Consider the following 20,119-nt stretch of genomic DNA (forward strand, 5'->3'; position numbering starts at 1 on the left):
TTCGTACGGGAGCTCCTCTCGTCGGCTACCCGACCTTTGCCGGCACGCATGTATCGGGCACCGGGCAAACGACGGCGCATTGTGGCGCGTCAAAATGCCCTTCACATTGGGTACACTGGGACGGATTGATCACATATATGTCGTTCTTCAGGCTGATCGCGGCATTGGGACACTCGAACTCACACGCACCGCAGACGGTGCACTGGGACGCGATTATCTTGTAAGCCATCACTGCGATTCCATAAGCAAAAGGTGCGGGACAGTGTCTTGCTATCAAGTCTTGTGCCAGACAGTTTGAGCTTGATTCGTCTAGAGTATTTTCAATAACGCAAATCGCCGCGTCGACACGCTGTCGCAAATCCTACAAGGGCCGTGGCGGCTTGATCTCGATGCTTTGATTTGCGCATGGTCGATTCACAGCAGTTAGCGATCAGGTGAACGACCGTTGCCAGACTTAAGGGGACGATCTGAGATCCTCCCCAACGCCGCCGTGCCACGGCTAAGATCGATGCGTCGCGCGGCATCACAGAGTTCCCCGCGGGTCTAACCCAGAGCGCATCTTGTTGATTCCACTCACCGGGACAGCCGCGGCTTACGCGACAGCATCACGGGCAGCAACCGGCAGGTCCTCACCGGTCCGCCTCGCCGCAGCCAGTCAGAAGGTCGCGGCGGCCGCTCCAGATACAGTCACACCCGTGATGCGCGTCCCTCTCGGGGCCCGCGGGACGCATTTTCAGTTGCCCCGTATTGCCGGCGAAACCGGCACATGCGCTGTATGGGGCAAAAGTACACTGGCTCCCCCTCGTGCAGGCGACTGAAGCCAGGTGTTCGTCTGGTGATCCTCCGCTACGCTTCGCGGTCAAAGTAGATGCCGGCAGCGGTCAGCCGATTGATGTAGCCGAAAAAAAGCCACCCCAAAGGGTGGCTTAGTCACGGAGGAAACGGCCATGAGGGCCTTTGGGATCACGCCGCCGCCTGTTCGATCGGTGAGAAGGGCAGCCCGAGGCTTTCGGCCACCGCTTTGTAAGTTAGCCGGCCTCGATGGACGTTGAGGCCTGCGCGCAAATGTGGATTTTCCAGTACGGCGGAAAACCCCTTGTTGGCCAGAGCCAAACCAAACGGCAGAGTTGCGTTATTCAGTGCTTGACTCGAGGTCAGCGGAACGGCGCCGGGCATATTGGCCACACAATAATGAATGATGCCATCTTCTTCGTAAGTTGGATCAGCGTGAGTGGTTGGGTGTGATGTCTCAAAGCAGCCGCCCTGATCGATAGCGACGTCCACGAGTACCGCTCTCTTGCGCATCGAGCTCAGCATGCTCCGGCGGACCAGCTTCGGCGCGCTCGCACCTGGAACGAGCACGGCACCAATCACCACATCCGCCGCAAAAACCTCTTCCTCTACGGACTCGATGGTTGAAAATCTGGTGCGAACGCGTCCTTCGAATAGCTCATCCAGCTCGCGGAGCCGGATTATCGAACGATCGATGATGGTCACTTCTGCGCCCAGACCGACCGCCATGCGTGCCGCGTGCGTACCGACGACGCCACCTCCGATCACCACGATTCGGGCAGGCTGAACACCGGGCACCCCACCGATCAGCAGTCCTCGTCCGCCTGTACTCCGCTTTAGGGCGCTACCCGCCGCTTCGATCGCAAGCCTACCCGCGACCTCGCTCATCGGCGCCAGCAGTGGTAGACCACCATGCGCATCAGTTACCGTCTCATAGGCGATCGCGGTGCATCCTGATTCCAGGAGGCCGGTAGCCTGGTCCAGGTCGGGAGCCAGATGCAGATAAGTGAAGAGGATGTGATTCTCACGCAGCTGAGACCATTCGGACGGCTGAGGCTCCTTGACCTTTACGATCATCTCGCTCAAGGCGAATACCTCAACGGCAGAAGGTAAAATCGTTGCGCCAGCATTGCGATAATCGTCATCGGTTGCACCAATGCCAGCGCCCGCATTGGTCTCGATCATCACGCTGTGGCCTGCTGCCACGTATTCGCGGGCAGCTCCAGGAGTAAGGCCCACGCGATATTCGTGCGCCTTGATTTCCTTTGGGACTCCGACCTTCATTTGAAAACTCCCTGCCTGACGCGCCCTTCTTATCGGAAGCGAGCAGTGATATCGCGACGCAGCCGATAAAATGGCGCAGGAATTCAGCGATATTTGACAGGCTTCGCAGGATTTCAAACCCACAGATGCCGAGCGGACCGTGTGACCTTGCTCCCTGAGCTTAACCCGTCGACACTGCGCGATAGCGACAAATCGTTCCGAATTGCGGTCTCGGGTCGCAGAAAAGCTGACCACCCAGCGAAGTTCTCAAGCAGCAAAGATGGCAATTTGCCAGTTACGCAGGATTGCCTATCAAGCGAAGCGGTTCTGGAGTTGATGGCCAATGACCATTGATGGTAAATTTGGCTACCAGGAAATGGACCATCACGGCGACAAGCCGGATCGCGGAGATATTGTCGCGCGCGCGATCCTTCCAGCCCTTTGCCAGGGCGCCGTCGCCGGCGACATGGAAGTTCGCGCCGCGCGTGCGGCGAGCGGATGACACAGAAACCGCGGCCGCCGCAACTGGCGCCGCGGGGGGCGGCGCCGATGGATCGGGACCATCGTCATCCTCCGGCCTGGACGGGGGCTGACGCCGAGGTCGCAGTCAAGCGGCGGGAAAGAAAGGCTCGGGCGATATCAAAGCGTGGAAATCGGCAACTACAAACGCTCTCGATCGTTTGTGCGACCTCAATCATCAAGCTTGCTAAACGAGGCTTGAAAGTCCCGCTCTGGATTCAGACTTTGCTGCAAAGACGGCCGGTCAACGTCGTATCGGTGGCGCTCGCCAATAAGGTTGCGCGCACCATCTGGGCCTTGTTGGTCAGAGGCGGCATCTATCAGGAGCCGGCTGCAATGCTGAAAACCTAATCCTAAGAGTTCCCCGGCGGAAGAAGAAAGCTGCCGAGGAGAAAGGTGCAAATCTGGATGCCCCCCGAATGACGACATTCCCGGTAGCGATCAGACCGCCTGACTCACTGCGCTTCGAGCGGGAGAAATTGACTGGGCGATTGCTTCCGCGGATATCATCGTGGCCAGCGGCCAGCCGCCGCGTTTACGGGCCGAACATATGACCGCACCGTCATCCCTTGTTCAACCAGAGAAAGATCTTGCAGCCCGGGCCGTTCCACATATGAGTCAGAGCCCCTGTTGGACGCCGATGGGGGTCCCATTCCAGTGCCGATTGATAGCCTAGAGGCGATTCTCCCGGGAGAGGGCGGCCACGGCATTCACGCTTTCCATATTTCAACGATATTGAATTTGCCGTCGATGCCCCCCGGCACGATCATGTGGATGCGCGGATGGTGGTTCATCGCCGAACCCGAGGTATGCAGCACCGCGGCGATGCGGATACGTGCGCCAGATGCTCGGGATTTGCGGGGATGATCGTCATCGCCTCGGAAGCCTCGTGGAACAGCAGGCCATAAGTGCCGATCGCACCCGATAATCGGTAACCTAGCGTTGAACCCGCGGTAAGCGCGCCGCAGGCAAGCGGATGACGATCTGGCTGTCCGTGATGTCGACGACTTCCTTGCGCTTTCTCCCGTCATCGTACCGCAATTCGAACGTCACTCCCGATGCAGATGGGGCAAAGGGCTCAGGCGTAAGGCTGATCCACCCCTCCCCCAAATTCAGAATGATCGGTCGATCCGCCCGGAATCGGGCGTCGAGCAGCACCAAGTCCAATCGGAGAGACTGGAGCCGCACGTTGAGCCGTCGACGCACGCCATCACGTGGCCAGATACGCAGGGTGTGAGCGAACGTCTCCATGATGCCACCATGACAAACCTGCCCAAAGATGGGATCGTCGGCAACGATTGTCGCAGCAGCGCGGACCGCCCCACAAAATCCCAGGTCGATCTCGCACGAGTAATACCACGTTCCACGATGATGCGGCTGACCGAGCCATGTGGTCCCGCTCGGCGCGGGCTCGAAGCCGCCACCGGCCGCGCCGTCATTCTCCTCGCCCGGATACCAATAGCCATGACCGGCCGACGCAGGGCCGCTGTTCAGCAAAGCCCACGCGCTGAGTTGTGACGCATAGCCGAGACGAAGGAGCGGATGCGGGTCGTCCGCATCGTTCAGCGCATGATCAAGCAGCGCCCAGCCACCCATCTGCGCCATGTAAGTCAGCGTATAGGCGTCACCCGCAGTGCGGCGATAATCGCTGCCCAGGTAGTAATAAGCAGGTTCCAGCCAGCCACGGCAGAACAGATTTGCAGCGATCTGACGCTCCGCGAAGGCACGCGCTGCCGCCTTCGAAACCCCCATGGCGACAGGGTCGTCAAGGGCCGAGCGCGCCAGTGCCTGCGTTGATTCGAAGGCTGTGGAATCGAACGGATATTCAGACTTGAACAGGTCCGCCTTCGGATCGACAAAGGCGCGCACCTTACGCGCCCAGTGCGCCTCCAACGTCGCCGCCTCGCGCGTCAAGCCCGCCGTCGTGAGCGCCGAAACCAGTTCGGGGATCACACATTCGTTGCAGATGCCGGTGCGGTAGGCAGACCACATCACCACGCGCATCGGCACCGTGAACATGGCCAGCGCCGTACCGTAGGCGCGTACCAAATAATCTCGTGCGCTCTGGCGGGTGGGTATCGCGGGATGGTCACGCGCGATGCGGTGCATGGCCAAATACATCGCGAAGATGTGCGGATAGTCATAAGGCCGCCAGATATGCAGGCGGCCCTTTGGGCCGGGATCGCTGCTTTCCCTGTTCTGCTTCCAATCGGGTATACCGTAGAGGCCGTAGGCGTATGCCTCCTGTGTGGTACGTTGCAGCCCGCCCCAGACGAACGTATCTATATACCGATCCAGCGCCGCCACTTCCGCCACATCAGGATGCTCGGCATTCTTGGTCGCGAGGTAAGCGGGCTTGCTCAGCCCGGGATCGTCGCACGTCACCTCGTAGATGCGCCAGCCCTTGATCCGGTCGTAATTGTCCGGGCCAAGCAGGACCTGCGTCTCCATATTCCACTCGCCAAACAAACCGTCGTACCATTTGGACGGGTCACGATGCTGCCGCTTCACGATGAAGGTTGCGCGCTTCTTCATCATCGTCTCGACGGGCTCGGTAGCGAAGAATTCAAGAAAGGTCTGGCGCGCACCCGGCTGGTGCAGAGTCAGCCGGTTCTCGCCCAATCGCGAAAAGCGAACCCGCCACAGTCGCCTGCCAGCCCGATCCGGCAACCGTTGCACCACCGTGTCGCCGGTAAATTCCGCCTCAATTCGCTCCACCGGAATGGAGGACGCGAGCGCGATGTCGACATGCAGGTCGTTGGGAACCGTCATGCCCGGCATTACTTCCACGTCCACCAGACCGGCGTCCGCGATAGCCCTGCGCGCCGCCTCGTAATCGGCAACCCACTGGAAGCGGAGACGGTAACGCCGTTGCTCGGCCGGCGACAGGGACAGGGAATGGGTCGGCTGTCGCCAGCGAGTCCCGCCCGCCACTGCCTCGCCGGCGGCCGCCCCGCCCAAGATGTAGGCGCACCACGTCCCACTGGCTTCGGCCGAATCCTTGTGGACATCCCAATATTCCAGTGACGTGTCCGCTTCCGGTAAGAGCATGAGGAACGGACCGGTGCTGTTGCCGCGAATCCAGAGGATGTGCGATCCATGCCCCGAGACGAAGCTGTGCTTCAAAACAGCCATCGATACCGGTTGCCCTGCCGGAAATTCGGTGTTCATCGGCATGGGTAAATAGAGGTCGCCAACCTCCACGCTCGCCATGCCGTCGTTCCGCAGCATGATCTCCCACGTCAATCCAGCCTCGTCGACTGCGAGGCGGGTCGTGAGAAGGACACCAGCATCGCGGGCTGCTAGTTCGAGGGCCGCGCTATGCATCGGCTTCGTTGCATCAACGCCGGCTCGAAGCGTATGCCACTCGGATCCGGCACGCCGAACTCTAGCGTGAGCCGTCCCCAGCACGGCTCCAGGCAGAACATAATCCGTGTCATACGCATCGTTACGATAACGCAACGAGGTAATGCCGTCTTGTGTGCACCCAACGACGAAGGGAGAGTCGGCCGCCTTCAACACCATGGCAACCTTGCGCTGCGGCCGATTGGGTGTAGGCACCGTAGCGCCCCCGAACAACGCGCTACCCAAGAAGCTACTGCCCAACAGCATCGTACGACGCGTATACGTCCAGGCATTAGACATCTCTTTGGTCTTCGTCATCAACGGTATCCGGTATCGCTACATACGGATGATCAAGGCGTGCCGTTTCCCGTCGTAAACGTCAACGCGACAAAGCGACATACGTTCTCAAGTACCCAGCGTTCGGTCGGCACCGCTTCGTCACCATCGATCCTCACGATGCCCTTGGACACCAGACCTTGCACGCAAGGAGGCCTCCGTTCTTGTCGGCGAGTCGCGATCGGCGGAGCAGACGAGATGCTGGGGCGCAAGGAGTAGGATCAGTTGGAGCTCGATCTCTCCGTGGCGTTCGATGCTCGGCAGCACTAACTCACGGCAGCAGATCCACATAAGCGCACTGGAATGGGTGGTTGATCCGAGCCGACCAAGCGGGAGAAGCGGACGTTCCTGAAGGAGCTGACGCTCGTTGGCTCTACCGTTTCCGTGCGAACCAACCGTCAGAGTAGTAACTCCAGAATATGGAAAAGACACAGCAGCGAAACGTCTAATAGCAAGCTGCAACAAGTTTAGCTGTCGTATCAACTCTCAGCCCAATCTATGTGAGCAAGTTGTCGCTCTACAATCTCGGCAAATTGTAGGGCTGCTTGCGCCATGTCGTGTTCACGACATGGCGACAGCTGCCCTTTGGACAGGATAAGCGTTGGTTCTGCTTTATATCCAGGTGGCGCGCGCCCTGGCGCATCCCATGGCAAATGGCCCCGCCTTTGCTTCATTGCATTTCGGACGGTGTGCGGCCGCCAAGTCTTGTTCTGCTCCGCCACCGTCGGTGCATATATATGGAACGAAAGGCGTTACCATGAGCGATCGGAGTTCGGTCACCGCCAACACGAAGGAGACCGCCGCAGGTGCCTTCCCGATGACGCGGACTACGCCGGTCGAAGACGGAACGAGGGATAGCACTACTCCTAACCGATACGGTTCACACGAGGGCGGCGTTCTTGCTCAGGCGAGGTGGGATCGACCAGCCAGCTTTGCGCTTCAGAATGGGCTCGAGGTTGTGGTGATTCCGGATCATCGGACGCCCGTCGTAACTCAGATGATCTGGTATAAAGTCGGCTCGGCCGACGAGCCACCTGGAAAATCGGGGCTGGCGCATTTCCTCGAACATCTGATGTTCAAGGGCACATCCAAACATCCGCCCGGTGAATTTGACCAGGCCGTGCTGCGCGTCGGCGGCTACCAAAATGCCTTCACCTGGACCGACTATACCAGCTATTTCCAGCATGTTCCGCGCGGGCAGCTCGGAAAGATGCTGGAATTTGAGGCCGACCGCATGACCGGTCTCATCCTCGAAGATGAACAGGTGTCGTCCGAGCGCGACGTCGTGCTCGAGGAACTAAATGGGGCCGCCAACGATCCGGGTGCGCGGCTCGTCGAGCAGATGATGGCGGCGCTTTACCTTAACCACCCATACGGTCGCCCCATTATCGGCTGGCGGCAGGAGATCGAAAAGCTTGGTCGTGAGGACGCGCTCGGCTTCTATAAGCGGTTCTATGCACCAAACAACGCTATCCTGATCATCGCCGGTGACGTAGAGGCGGGCGAGATCCGCCCGCTGGTGGAGACGAGTTTTGGCCGCATCCCCCCGCAACCATCGATCCCCGCAGAACGCTTGCGACCTCAGGAGCCGACGCCGGCCGCGCCGCGCAACGTGACGCTGGCCGATGCCCGCGTTGAGCAGCCAGCGCTGTACCGCTACTATCTCGTGCCGTCGGCGCGCACCGCGGGTGCGGGCGAAAGCGCAGTGCTTGACGTGCTCGCGGAATTGATAGGCGGTGGCATCAATTCGTATCTCTATCGCGCGCTGGTAATTGACAAGCAGCTCGCAAGTAGCGCCTCGGCGGGCTACGAGGCCGCCCAGCTCGATCATTGGCTACTCGAGATTTCAGCCATACCAAAACCCGCCATCGACTTCGGGCAGCTCGAATTCGCTATTGACGAGGTGATTGCCGGCATTGCGCATAATCCGGCGAGCGCCGAAGATATCGAGCGGGTCAAGACGCGGCTGATCGCGCAAGCAATCTATGCTCACGACGACCAGGAACAGCTTGCGCTCTGGTACGGCAGCCGGCTCACGACGGGACAGAGCATCGACGAGATCCGAGGCTGGCCGGACGGCATCCGCGCTGTTAGTGACGCACAGGTGCTCGAGGCCGCGCGCAAATGGCTCGACAAGAAGCGCTCAGTAACAGGCTATCTCACTAAAGAGCGATCCCAAAAAGACGCGGAGAAGCGATCATGACCTATTGTTACACACGACGGGGGGTTCTCCTCGCCGGAGCATCGCTGTCAATCGCGACGCTCGCCTGGCCAAGCTTGTTTGCCGCCAGCAGCACGCTTTCCGCGGCCAAGATCAAACGGCTGGTCTCGCCTTGCGGTATAAAGGCATGGTTGGTGCAGGATGCAACTGTCCCGCTGATCACGGTGGAATATGCCTTCGGCGGCGGCGCGACGCAGGATCCCGCCGAAAAGCCCGGTGTTGGGCACATGGTGGCTAGCCTGCTCGACGAAGGCTCCGGCGATCTTGACTCCAAGACCTTTCACGAGCGGCTCGATGGCCGCGCCATTAAGTTGAGCTTTGCATCGCATCGCGACTACTTCCGCGGTAGCTTGCACATGCTCAAGGACACCAAGGAGGAAGCCTTTGACCTCTTACGGATGGCGCTAACCTCACCACGTTTCGACCCAGCCGATGTCGAACGGATTCGTGCCGGAGTGCTTGCGAACCTTCGACATCACTCGACCAATCCGGCGTCGCTCGCAAATCGCAAATTCTTCGAAGTCGCCTTCAGGGATCATCCTTATGCTCGGCAGGCCAGAGGTACCCTCGAGAGCGTGCCGAAGATAGAGGTAGCGGATCTCAAGGGCTACCTCCGAGGCGTGATCGCCAAAGACACGCTCAACATAGCGGTGGTTGGCGACGTCGATCCAGATGCCCTTTCCAAACTGCTCGACATCAGTTTTGGCGGCCTGCCGGCCAGCTCGGATTCAACGCCGGTTCCTGACGTGGTCGCAGCAAAGCCGCCGCAGCGGGTCTTCATTCCGCTCGACGTACCGCAGACGGTCATGGCTTTCGGCGGTCCGGGCGTCCGCCGCAGCGAACCCGATTTCATGGCGGCCCGTGTCGTCAACCACATCCTTGGCGGTGCCGGTCCGACCTCGCGGCTGTTCCGCGAAGTCCGGGATAAGCGCGGGTTGGCCTATTACGTCGGTCAGCACCTGGTTTGGATGAATCATTCGGCCGTTTTCGTCGGCGGTAGCGGCACGCGCGCCGACCGTGCCGACGGAACGGTCGAAGAGATCGAGACGCAGGCCCGCCACATTGCCGAGGAAGGGCCAACCCAGCAGGAACTCGACGATGCAAAGTCTTATCTGAAGGGCTCGCAGATACTGGCTCTCAACACATCATCGAAGCTTGCGCGAACGCTGTTGCAGCACCAGCTTGACAAGCTGCCGATCGACTATCTCGAAAAGCACGACGCCATCGTCGACGGGGTGACGTTGGAGGATGCCAAGAGAGCTGCGCAGCGGCTGTGGGGCGACGGTCTGCTCACCGTTCTCGTCGGCCGTTCCGCAGTGCCATGACTACATCCCGGTCAAGTGCCGAGCTGGACGTCAAACCACAATACGCAAGGCCTCAACGCCTGAAGCGAGGACCGGCAGGCTGTCCTGGATAGGAGAGCAATGCGGCTTGGCTCGGCGCCCGGTCAGCTTTCCCAAAGCTAGACCTGCGAACATGGCAGTCGAGAAATTGCGGGACTGATTGCGGCTGCATCCAACGCAAACATCGGTGACGGATTTGTGAGATGCTGCACCTTCATAACACGCGCGCGACGACGAAGTTCGCGTACGGCAGTACATCGCAGCCCGCGCAGCAAGACGAACTTGGAACAGCAAGCCGATGCGGGTCCGTCCCATGATGTTATCTTCGGCTAAGTGGAGAGCCGCCCGGTCGTGTAGACCAGAATCTACATGAAAGATCGTCATCCTTCCGAACCGCGGCTCGCCGGTCGACTGCAATAAACCCAAGGCCGGCGGGCTAGCCGACCTGAATGAGCGGATAGCTTCCGTCAAACATGGGGACGTTAAGTTACCGCGTTAGGCCGCGCCGGTCGCACTTTCCAGTGCCAACAGAATGCCCCAGTCCACCGGGAGAGCTCGCAGCGTTTGGGCGGCTGCACAAACATCAAAAAAATCGACGTCCAGCTTTTTCGGCGATACGGTCGAGAAAATCAATTGTCTGGGTCTTCCCATGGCGGCTCAAGGCCACTCATGTAGGAGCGGTCAATCCCGGCCTCGTGGGTAATTTAGCTTTGTGAAACACCTTGATCTCAGCGGATCCGACGCACATTCGAGGCCACAATCGCACGAGTTTTCATGCGTCAACTCATGCCATGGGCCAGGCCTGTCAAAACACTGGCTATAACTCGACTGTTAGGGTTCAGGCTGAAGTAATCCAATAGGCGGTGATGGCGGCGAGGTGGATGGTAGCCAAGAAATTCCTGGCGAGTTTGTCATCGGGTTGCGACACGCCTGAAATCCTTAGACGGCTGAAACAGCGCTCGAGAACGTTGCGCCTTTTGTAGGCACGCTTACTGAAGGTGTGGAGGGTTACCCGTCGGATTTGTTTGGAGTGACGGGCTTTGCGCCGCGATTGACGATTTCGGCACGAAAGCCGACGCCGTCGTAGCCTTTGTCGCCAAAGAGGGTAGACATCGGCGGCGCGAGTTCCAAGAGGGCCGACCTGCAGTAAGATCTGCGGCTTGCCATGGAGTGAGATCAAATGCGCAAGGCCTGCAATCAGGGTCGCTCAGCGCGTGGATTTTGGTGGTCCGCCCACCGCGCGAGCGGCCGATCGCCTGTTCATGCTCGCCCTTTTCCGCCGCTCGCCGAGCGATGCGCTTTGATCGTGATGGAGTCGATGGACAAAGTCACGCCGTCCTTGCCGCAGCGGGCGAGTGCTTCAAAGATCGCCTGTCAATGTCCGCGGTTGGGCCGGCGATTGAAACGATTGTAGATCGTCGTGTACGGACCATAGTCGCGCGGGCAATCGCGCCAGCGTGCGCCGCACTGAAGCATGTGAATGGTACGCTGATGATGCGCCGATCGTCATCGCGCGCCGGGCCAGTCTGGTTCGTGGGCAGATGCGGCTTTATCTGAGCCCACTGCTTGTGGTTGAGCCAGAACAGCCCTTTGCGCATCGAAGCCGCCCGCCGAATCAACTCGGTGCGAAGGAATGAGTTCGCTAATTAGGTACAGACCCTAGGAGGCGCCGGCCGAACGATGGCTCATTACCCGGCACCGCTTTTCAAGGCGCTGGTCGGCATGCGGGGTCTGAGCCTAATTAGCGACTTCCCTTGCGCGCTGCCTGAATATCGAAAGGGTCTCCAGCCGACTGCCACTTTGCCTCCACTGAGAAGTTCTCAAAGCTGCCGAGGGCTGCACGAGCTGATGTTAGTCAGCGTTGGTGAAAGTAACGTGCTGACGACCTGATCGTGCTCCACTTCACCCACCATCGACAAGCCGCCGATGTGCATAGATGTAGATGAGCGCATCCTGGCGAGCACTTTCGATAGGAGTGGCGGGCCCATGTCCGCCGTTGAAATCCTCATAGTAGAAATACGGCTGGCCAAGCGCACGCAGCCTGGCGGCTGCCTTGCGGCCGTGTGCTGGATGTACGATGTCGTCGTTAGTCGCGCTGAGAATGAACGGAGCCGGATAGGTTCTGCCTGGCACCAGCTTCTGATAAGGCGAGTAACGCTGGATCCATTCGCGTTGGTCGGGAATGGCGGGATCGCCATATTCACCCCTCCAGAGCGCGCCCAATGTCAGCTTGGTGAACCGAAGCATGTCGAACAACGGTACCCGCGCGATCGCTGCATTGAAGAGATCGGGGCGCCGGGTCAGCGCGGTTCCCACCAGCAGGCCTCCTTGGCTGGCGCCGACCACTCCCAGCCGCCGCGGACTTGTGACCTTCCGCCTGATCAGGTCCTCCGCAACTGCGATGAAGTCCTCCCATGTGCGCTGCTTCGACGCTCCCTGGGCAGCCTCGTGCCAGTGCCGCCCTAGCCCGCCGCCGCCGCGCAGGTTCGCGACGACATATGCGTTGCCCTGTTCGAGCCAGAGTCGTCCCATGACCCCATCATAGGACGGCAGGAGGGGATGCCCAAAGCCGCCATAGCCATAGAGAAGAGTAGGAATTGAACCGTCGAGACGGGCGTTACGGGGCCGCACCAAAAAGTAAGGAATACGCGTTCCGTCGCGCGAGGTCGCCTCGAGTTGCTCAACGACATGTCTAGACGCGTTGAAGCTTTCACGCGCGACCTTCAAGGACTCAAGGTGTTCGGTCTCGGCGTCAAAGTACCAGAGTGACGTCGGCTTGAGGTAGTTGGAGACGGTGAACACTACTCGATCGGAAGTATCGGAAGCGGTTAACAGGCTGACATTCGCATTTTCTGGAAGTGGAATGGACGTGACCCGCCAAGTGCCGCGGTCGTACTTGTAGGTGAATGCCTTGCCCTGAAGATTGTCAAGGACTGTGAGTATCAACAAGCTCTTGCTGATGAGGAAGCCGCTGAGTTCCTGTCGAGGCCCGGGCTGAAAGACAAGCGAGGGCCTGGCATGCAGCGGATCCCGCTTCCATTCCGCCAAATCATACGAGATCATCGAGCCGCCCCTGAAGCCGGCGCCACCGAACGGCGCCCAATCTTCATCAAGGCCTTTATCAAGTTTAATGAGCAGGCGGCCACCGGTGATGCCGCCGATCTCCGCGCGCTTGGGCAGACGGAGCTTGATTGGTCCCTTGGGTCCCAGGAGTATATACTCCCGCTCATCGCGGCTCGTGACTCGTATGGCGCCGGTCGCATGGACCGCGCCCTCATTGTCTCGCAGCACGAATGGCTCAACCCTATAATCGGTCCGTTCGCCGCGAAAGACCTCGCGTGCTTGCGCGAGCGGCTGAGAGCGCTTGACCTCCTTCAAGACGAAGGGATGACCGGCACGTGTCATGGTCCCTTTGCCCCAATCTCGCGCAACCAGAATAGTGTCGCGGTCTACCCAGTCGACATCCTGCTTTCCCTCAGGGAGATTGAAGCCGGTTTTGACGAAGGCCTTCATATCTTGGTCAAACTCGCGTACAAATGCAGCTTCCCTTCCGCCATCGAAAAGTTTGACCAAGCACAGCCTCTCTTCGGGCTGTAGGCATCTGGTGTCTCCGTTAAAAACCCAATTCTTCTTCTCCTTCGCAGCTAACGCGTCCACGTCCAAAATAGTTTCCCATTGCGGCTCTTTGGTGCGATAGCTATCAAGCGTGGTACGACGCCAGATGCCGCGCACGTGCTTCTCGTCTCGGGTGAAATTGTCTAGGCCGCGCCATCCCAAGGAAACCTTCGGGATGTCGTCTCGGCCCTTCCTGATGGTGAGCGCGCCCTGGTGGAAGCGCCTATAGCGCCAATCCGATTGTAGGGTCACTAGTGTCTTACGGGTCTCTTTGCGAGCCCACCTCAATGCGCGCGGCGCCTTCCTCCTCTCAAGCCAAAGAAAAGGATCACCTGCCGACACGCTGGCCACTAAGGTATGGGGAAACGCCGAGGATAACATGTCATGGAGAGTGATGCGCGAGGAGGAGCGACTTATTTAGGGGCATGTCCTGGACTGGGTCGGCCGGCCAAGCTCTTGCGAACTGGACGGAAGCTACGAAGCGCTGGATTTGGTCTCAAAGAGTCACATGAGAGATCGCGTCTGCGACTTGCCTGAACTTTGCAAGAGGCAGGCCAATCAAAGCAGATGGAATCTCCAGCCGCCCGAGGCCGAGAAGCACCTGAACTTGGTTTCAAGCACGACAATCCCACCAACTTTGTCGGTATCGTCTCAAAAACGGCAGTCCCGGCGCGAGCTCCGCGCCTTCCTCCAAAGATATACTCTCCTACTTCTCATATCGGCTTTCGGACGCAGAAAGCTACTGTCTATCTCGCAGCAGACCTTCAAAGTACTTGAACGGCATCCCCATAGCAGGATCGAAGACCTCATGCCGCGGCTATTCCGCAAAACGTCACGCCAGCCTCACAAGGATCAAACGAAATGAACGAAGCCCCGCCCGGATACGGAAGGGCGCTGTTGCCGCAGCGGACGAGTGCTTTAAAGATCGCCTGCCAATGTCCGCGCCTGGCCCAGCGATTAAAACGATTGCAGATCGTCGTGTACGGAACATAGTCTGGCGGGCAATCGCGCCAGCGTGCGCCGCACTGAAGCATGTGAATGATGCCGCTGATGATGCGTCAATCGTCATCGCGCGCCGGGCCAGGCTGGTTCGTGGGCAGATGCGGCTTTATCTGAGGCCACTGCTTGTCGTTGAGCCAGAACAGCCCTTTGCGCATCGAAGTCCACTGCGCCGAATCAACTCGGTGCGAACCAATCAGGGTTCACTAATTAGGTACAGATCCTAGTTCTTCCTCGCGTTCTTCGACGTGATCTGGCCTCAAGTTCGGGAGCGCCCGGGATCGATGCATCATCATAATTGGGCAGGCGGCGCAATTTGCCGGGCTGAGCCAGCCGACCCGCTGTCCGTGGCCCAGCAAACGCCGAGACGTGGCGCTAAACTCAAACAGCAAGCGGGTGCGGAGCCGACGATGGTCTGGGGAGTCAACGGCGCCAGAGCGTTTCCGGTGGTCGCTCGCCAAATCGTGCGCGGTAAGCGCGCGCGAACTCGCCTAGGTTTATGTAGCCCAGGCATAGGCCACACTCGACACGCTCTGTCCCGGAGCCGAACCGCACAGATCGCGCCTGACGCCTTGCATGTCGCTACTCCCGAAGAAATGCACTCGGCGCATGATGGCCATATATTGTTCAGCAAGCCTGACCGCGCGAGGGGCAAGCCGCTTGCGGGGGTTCTCTCGGTCCAGATCGGCGCGGCTGGCCCATTCGTTCAACAAGTGGATACAGATCGTCTGCTCGAGGTGTCGCCCGACGCGGTCACGTGCAAAGACAGCTGGGCGCATCGGTGATGCAGCGCACGATGTATTCCATCAAAGCCAACCAGCTCGAATTGTTGCCTCCGATCCGGGTCTTGTATTGGCAGAGCACATTGTCCGGCACGAAGCCGAACCAGTCGCGACAAACCCGCTCGAGCACGCTGTGCGGGATGGTCAGATTGAGCTGGAGATGATCAGGATCGAAGTCGACATTGTAGTCTGTTCGGCTGCAATCGACGGCGGAGCTCTCGCCGATGGCGATTGCCTCAGCTCGGGTCGCATCGACGAAGTGCGATGCGTTGTCACCGATCGTTGTCAGGACAACCGCATGGCCCGCGTCCTGCGACTCCTTGATATTGACGGGAATGCCGTAGGCAAAGCGGGTGACAGTAATCCGCCCGATCTGCGCCGAGTGCATAGTGGAATCCGGGGCGGGCCAGCTTGCCCGTGGGGGATACGCGGTGTGGCATATAGACCTGGTTCGACCAGTCGCGGATCTCGTCCCAGTCGTTGACAAGACTTTGTGGTCTTGCCGGATCGGAGCTCCTTTGGGGTCAAACAGCAGAGCCTGCCTCAACGTCGACGTTCCCCCTCCCTGAAAGTCGCCTGCCACGCAGCCTTAGGTAAACCCACCACCCTAGCCTGAACAGTCCTCAAAGCCGCTGCGATATTGAAAATCACCGATCATAGACATCCTTTGCCGATTGACACACGCAGCGAGGGCGAAATTTCGCAGAGCCCTCTCCGGCGACGCCGACGGTAATGCCAACATGAGGAGGAAAGCAGAACGACGGACTTGAAATCGGCTTGCGATGACGTGCTGAAGAGGACGGTCAATTCAGCGCCTGGCGTTCCCGCCGTGGTGGCAGTGACAACCGATCGGCACGGAAAACATCCATGAAGGAGCCGCGGGGAAGCGGCAGCTCGGCGGCGGCCAGGAGATGACGACCGATAGCGTCTTTGCGATCTTCTCGACCACCAAAGCGATCACCGGGACGGCGTGCCTGCAACTGGTGGAAGGCAAGCTCGACCTCGACGCTCCGGCAAAGACCTATGCGCCGGCCATCGGCAAGCTGCAGGTGATCGAGGGCTTTCGATGACAGTGGCAACCCCAAGCTGCGTCCGCCGAACCGCAACGTCACGACGCGCATGCTGCTGCTCCACACAGCGGGCGTGGCTACAATTTCTTTAACGAGACCTACAACCGGCTCGCTCAGGAGCATGGCCAACCCAGCGTTATCACCGCATCGCTTGTTCGGACCCGGCGAGAAGTGGGAGTACGGCTCCAACATCGACTGAGCCGGTCAGGTGGTCGAAGCGATCACCGGCAAGCGACTCGGAGAGGTCATGAACGAGCGCATCTTCGAGCCCCTCGGTATGGAGGACTCGGCGTTCACCATGACCCATTCCAGCGGGACGATGACGGAAATCTCACGGCGCTTGCCGATTTCATTCTTCCGCAGGACCCCGAGGTCCACATGGGAGGGCACGGCCTCTACTCGACGGCCCTGGATTGTGCCAAGTTCATCCGTATGTGGTTGAACGACGGACAGGGCTCGTGCGGCGCGTCCTCAAGAAGGAGACAGTCGAGATGGCGGCCAGAAACGGCTTGCCTGCCAGCATGAAGATCAAGGCCTGCCAAGCGTCATCCCAAATCTGTCGAATTATGCCGAGTTCTTCCCGGGAATGCCGAAGGGTTGGGCTCTCACGTTTATGGTCAATGAGCAGGATGCCGTTACGGGGCGCCTCGCTGCTGCGCTCACCTAGGCCGGTCGCGCCAACCTTTGCTATTGGATCGACCGCTGAAATGGGATTGGCGGCTACCGGGCAACACAGATCTTGCCCTTTGCCGACCCAACCTTCGGTCGGAAGCTATCTTCAGTTCGAGACTACTGTATACGGCAATACTAGAAGAGCTGTAGCCTGAATCCAACTTGCGAACTTCTCGCCGGACCTCCCGTGAAGTCGTGGTTCATCCCTGTGGCAGCCAGTTGGCAGCCACAGGCTCGCTCTCGAGAGTTACGCTCGTTCTGTGGGCGACGACCTTCCGGTCGGCCTCTTCCGCTGCTGAGGCTGGCTGTATGGGAGTCGGCGGCAGTTAGGCGGATTCGGTTGCTGCTCGTGCGAGTTGCGGCCGTGCACGATCAGCGTTGCGCCGATCGAGCGCCTTCTCGAGGAACAGGGTCGCAACCATGGGAAGCCAGTCGCTACCAGCGGGCGCGGGTTAATTTACCGGGACGATGGCTTTGGGGATTGGGGCCGTTCACACGCCGCGTAGAAGTTTCAGATAACCGCGCTCGACCAGGGCGGTGGAATCATGAATGAGCCGGTTAGCCTTGCGACGGGCATGCGAGTCCTTCCACTCGACCGAAGGACGGTGGGCGTGGTCGGAGGCGAGCACCTTCGCTGCCACGTCTTGCGGGCCACCGCCGAGGTCGTGGACGTCGAAGGCGTGAAGGAGCTGTATCAGTGGACGTTTCTGAAACGCCGTCAGCCGCAGAGTGCGCACCCTGTTCAACAGATCCTAGGCAATTGTTCGCCCCACAGCCAGTCGACGAGGCGTCGGCCGCCGAAACAGGTGGTTATCTGCACAAATTTGTGATCGTCAGCCACCGCCTCGCCAATATCAGCTGCATCGGACCCGAGCGGGTGCGCCTTCATGGCAGCAAGTACGGCATCGGCCGCATCAGGCGCGACGATCGCAACGAGCTTGCCCTCGTTGGCGACATGGATCGGCTCTAGTCCAAGAAGTTCGCAGGCAGCCGCAACCGCAGGCTTCACCGGAATGGTTGATTCCTGCAAATGGAACCCGAGGTCGGATTGATGCGCAATCTCGTTGAGAGTCGCAGCGAGCCCGCCGCGCGTGGGGTCGCGCATCACCCGGATGCCGCCACCGCCGGCGGCAATCATGACCGCTACGAGATGATGCAACGCTGCTGAGTCCGAGACGATTTCGGTTTGAAAAGCGACGTTCTGACGTTTTGACATGATCGCCACCCCATGGTCGCCGAGGCTTCCGGACACCAGCACACGATCCCCGACCCTTACCTTGTCGGCGGACAGATCCAGCCCATCGGCCACAAGCCCGATCCCGGCCACAGAGATGAACAGACCGTCTGCCTTGCCGCGCTCGACGACCTTGGTGTCCCCGGCAATGATGTAAACGCCGGCCCCGCGTGCTGCCGCGCCCATCGAATCCGCGATCGTCTTCAGATCCGAAAACCGGAAACCCTCCTCGATGATAAAGCTGGCTGACAGATAGAGGGGACGCGCACCAGACATCGCGACATCATTAATCGTGCCGTGCACAGCCAATGACCCGATATTGCCGCCGGGAAAGAACAGTGGTGAAACCACATAGCCGTCGGTCGTCATCACCATCCTGCCTGCCGAAACGTCAAACGCCGACTGATCATTGCAGCGGGCGAGCCATTCATTACCGAAGGCTTGGTGAAAAAGGTCGGAGATCAGCTGTGCCATGGCACGGCCCCCGGATCCGTGGGAAAGTTCAACGCGCCCGTTCTTTACGTCGAGCTTGCGTGGATAGGATTTCACGCTCATGACCTCTGCCTCACCTGTTCATCGCGAACTCGGCCATAGGTCCAATACGCCGCACAAGCCCCTTCTGATGACACCATGCAGGCTCCTATCGGCGTTTCCGGCGTGCAGATGTTTCCAAACAACTTGCAATCGACCGGCCGTTTGGCGCCACGCAGGATCGCACAGCACTCGCACGCCGGATTGTCTGCGACAGGCATGTCGCGGGTCGCAAAACGTGTCTCGGCGTCGAATTTTGCATAAGACCGCTTCAGCTTCAGTCCGCTGTTGGGTACGAGTCCAAGCCCCCGCCATTCAAACTGATCACGCAGTTCGAATACCTGCGACACCTCGCCCTTGGCGCGCCGATTGCCTTCGCGTGTCACTGCACGGCTGTATTGGTTTTCTACCTCATAGCGGTGTTGATTCACTTGCCGCACCAGCATCAATATAGCTTGCAGCACGTCGAGGGGCTCAAATCCCGCAACCACGATCGGCTTCTCGAACTGTTCTGCCAGCGGCTCGTAAGGCTGCGTACCGATAATGGTGCTGACATGTGCAGGCCCGATGAAGCCGTCAATTGGGACGCCACCGGTGTTGCGGATCTTCGGGTTCTCGAGAATGCTGTGCATCGCAGAGGGTGTAAGCACGTGATTGCAGAACACGCTCAGGCCCTCCATCCGCTTGCTCTCGGCAATCCGGATCATGTTCGCCGTTGGGGGTGTCGTGGTCTCAAATCCGATGGCAAAGAAGACCACCTCGCGGCCCGGCATCTGTTCGGCGAGCCGGATAGCGTCGAGCGTCGAGTAAACCATCCGAATGTCAGCGCCCAGCGCTTTGGCTCGCAACAGGGACTGTCCTTGCGACCCGGGCGCGCGCATCAAGTCGCCGTAGACGCAGAGAGTGACCTCTGGTCGGTCGACGAGCCGGATCGCCATGTCGATTCGGCTTGCGGGCAGAACGCAGACGGGACAACCGGGCCCGTGGATCATCCGGACGTTCGCGGGCAGCAGATCCTCGAGGCCATAGCGGGAGATCGCATGAGTGTGTCCGCCGCAAAATTCCATGAACCGATAGGCTCTTTGCGAACTCACCTCAGCGTCAATCGCACGCGCAAGTCCCTGCGCGATGATCTTGTCGCGAAATTCATCAGAATATTTCATGACCGGCGTTCCTGCGCGGCGCTGCCTAGCTCCTGCAGGAGCTCCAGCGTGCGTTTGGCTTCTGTCGGATCGATCTTGGCGAGCGCGTAGCCGACATGGACGAGGACGTAATCGCCGACATCGAGCTCGTCGACGAGGGCAATCGATATCTCCAGGCTGATGCCGTCGATCGACACGAGAGCCACGTCGTTGGGTAGAATTTTCGCGATCCTCGCCGGAACCGAAAGACACATG

At 59.5% G+C, this 20,119-nt stretch carries 13 protein-coding genes and 5 pseudogenes; 5 read left to right on the top strand and 13 right to left on the bottom strand.

Going from position 1 to position 20,119, the window contains the following annotated elements; genetic code table 11:
• Positions 1–25: 25 nt before the first annotated feature.
• Both I6F12_RS25345 and ald read right to left on the bottom strand, forming a co-directional pair.
• Entirely contained in the window at positions 26–229 is a 204-nt protein-coding gene (locus tag I6F12_RS25345) for a 4Fe-4S binding protein (RefSeq protein ID WP_036014930.1), read from the bottom strand.
• A 734-nt stretch (positions 230–963) separates the two neighbouring features.
• Complete coding sequence (gene ald / locus I6F12_RS25350) at positions 964–2,076, bottom strand: alanine dehydrogenase (protein WP_036014931.1); 1,113 nt, start codon at positions 2,074–2,076, stop codon at positions 964–966.
• 322 nt (positions 2,077–2,398) lie between these two features.
• Here ald and I6F12_RS25355 point away from each other — a divergent pair, with 322 nt between their 5' ends.
• Positions 2,399–2,557, top strand: a complete 159-nt coding sequence (locus I6F12_RS25355; protein WP_157784106.1) for a hypothetical protein — start codon at positions 2,399–2,401, stop codon at positions 2,555–2,557.
• A 134-nt stretch (positions 2,558–2,691) separates the two neighbouring features.
• Positions 2,692–2,925 (top strand): annotated as a pseudogene (locus I6F12_RS25360) (IS110 family transposase); the annotation flags it as partial.
• Between the two features lie 401 nt (positions 2,926–3,326).
• Here I6F12_RS25360 and I6F12_RS25365 read toward each other — a convergent pair.
• Both I6F12_RS25365 and I6F12_RS25370 read right to left on the bottom strand, forming a co-directional pair.
• A pseudogene (locus I6F12_RS25365) lies at positions 3,327–3,481 on the bottom strand (transposase); the annotation flags it as partial.
• 29 nt (positions 3,482–3,510) lie between these two features.
• Positions 3,511–6,237, bottom strand: a complete 2,727-nt coding sequence (locus tag I6F12_RS25370) for a DUF5695 domain-containing protein (RefSeq protein ID WP_225157485.1) — start codon at positions 6,235–6,237, stop codon at positions 3,511–3,513.
• A gap of 619 nt (positions 6,238–6,856) precedes the next feature.
• On the opposite strand from I6F12_RS25370, the gene I6F12_RS25375 reads away from it, so the two are divergent.
• Together I6F12_RS25375 and I6F12_RS25380 are read left to right on the top strand one after the other, a co-directional pair.
• Entirely contained in the window at positions 6,857–8,458 is a 1,602-nt protein-coding gene (locus I6F12_RS25375) for a pitrilysin family protein (RefSeq protein ID WP_249787055.1), read from the top strand.
• Positions 8,455–9,801: a pitrilysin family protein gene (locus I6F12_RS25380; protein WP_225157486.1), complete on the top strand. Its 1,347-nt coding sequence runs from the start codon at positions 8,455–8,457 to the stop codon at positions 9,799–9,801. Before I6F12_RS25375 ends, I6F12_RS25380 begins: the two co-directional genes overlap by 4 nt.
• Positions 9,802–10,314: 513 nt before the next feature.
• Here I6F12_RS25380 and I6F12_RS25385 read toward each other — a convergent pair.
• The 5 genes and pseudogenes from I6F12_RS25385 to I6F12_RS25405 form a co-directional block, all read right to left on the bottom strand.
• Positions 10,315–10,470 (bottom strand): hypothetical protein, encoded by a 156-nt coding sequence (locus I6F12_RS25385; protein WP_157784109.1) that lies wholly within the window; start codon positions 10,468–10,470, stop codon positions 10,315–10,317.
• 187 nt (positions 10,471–10,657) lie between these two features.
• Positions 10,658–11,417: pseudogene (locus tag I6F12_RS25390) on the bottom strand (IS5 family transposase).
• Positions 11,418–11,721: 304 nt separating this feature from the next.
• On the bottom strand, positions 11,722–13,815 hold the full coding sequence (locus I6F12_RS25395; RefSeq protein WP_225157487.1) for a prolyl oligopeptidase family serine peptidase: 2,094 nt from the start codon (positions 13,813–13,815) through the stop codon (positions 11,722–11,724).
• Between the two features lie 518 nt (positions 13,816–14,333).
• Positions 14,334–14,591 (bottom strand): annotated as a pseudogene (locus I6F12_RS25400) (transposase); the annotation flags it as partial.
• Between the two features lie 595 nt (positions 14,592–15,186).
• Positions 15,187–15,603, bottom strand: coding sequence for a hypothetical protein (locus I6F12_RS25405; RefSeq protein WP_249787056.1), 417 nt, complete (start codon positions 15,601–15,603; stop codon positions 15,187–15,189).
• 378 nt (positions 15,604–15,981) lie between these two features.
• Here I6F12_RS25405 and I6F12_RS25410 point away from each other — a divergent pair.
• Positions 15,982–17,112, top strand: a pseudogene (locus I6F12_RS25410) (serine hydrolase domain-containing protein).
• A 336-nt stretch (positions 17,113–17,448) separates the two neighbouring features.
• On the opposite strand, the gene I6F12_RS25415 reads toward I6F12_RS25410, so the two are convergent.
• Genes I6F12_RS25415 through I6F12_RS25430 form a run of 4 tightly spaced genes read right to left on the bottom strand, consistent with a single transcriptional unit; the run spans position 17,449 to position 20,118 of the window.
• The gene (locus I6F12_RS25415; RefSeq protein WP_225124710.1) at positions 17,449–17,694 is read right to left on the bottom strand and encodes a DUF2285 domain-containing protein; all 246 of its coding nucleotides are present in this window, start codon (positions 17,692–17,694) and stop codon (positions 17,449–17,451) included.
• 5 nt (positions 17,695–17,699) lie between these two features.
• Positions 17,700–18,746 (bottom strand): hydrogenase expression/formation protein HypE, encoded by a 1,047-nt coding sequence (gene hypE, locus I6F12_RS25420; RefSeq protein WP_225124669.1) that lies wholly within the window; start codon positions 18,744–18,746, stop codon positions 17,700–17,702.
• Positions 18,743–19,885: a hydrogenase formation protein HypD gene (gene hypD, locus I6F12_RS25425; protein WP_225157489.1), complete on the bottom strand. Its 1,143-nt coding sequence runs from the start codon at positions 19,883–19,885 to the stop codon at positions 18,743–18,745. Before hypD ends, hypE begins: the two co-directional genes overlap by 4 nt.
• Positions 19,882–20,118, bottom strand: coding sequence for a HypC/HybG/HupF family hydrogenase formation chaperone (locus I6F12_RS25430; RefSeq protein WP_225124671.1), 237 nt, complete (start codon positions 20,116–20,118; stop codon positions 19,882–19,884). The genes hypD and I6F12_RS25430 overlap by 4 nt, the downstream gene beginning before the upstream one ends.
• Between the last annotated feature and the right edge of the window lies 1 nt (position 20,119).

This window comes from Bradyrhizobium sp. IC4059 (genome assembly GCF_020193615.1).
GTDB lineage: Bacteria > Pseudomonadota > Alphaproteobacteria > Rhizobiales > Xanthobacteraceae > Bradyrhizobium > Bradyrhizobium yuanmingense.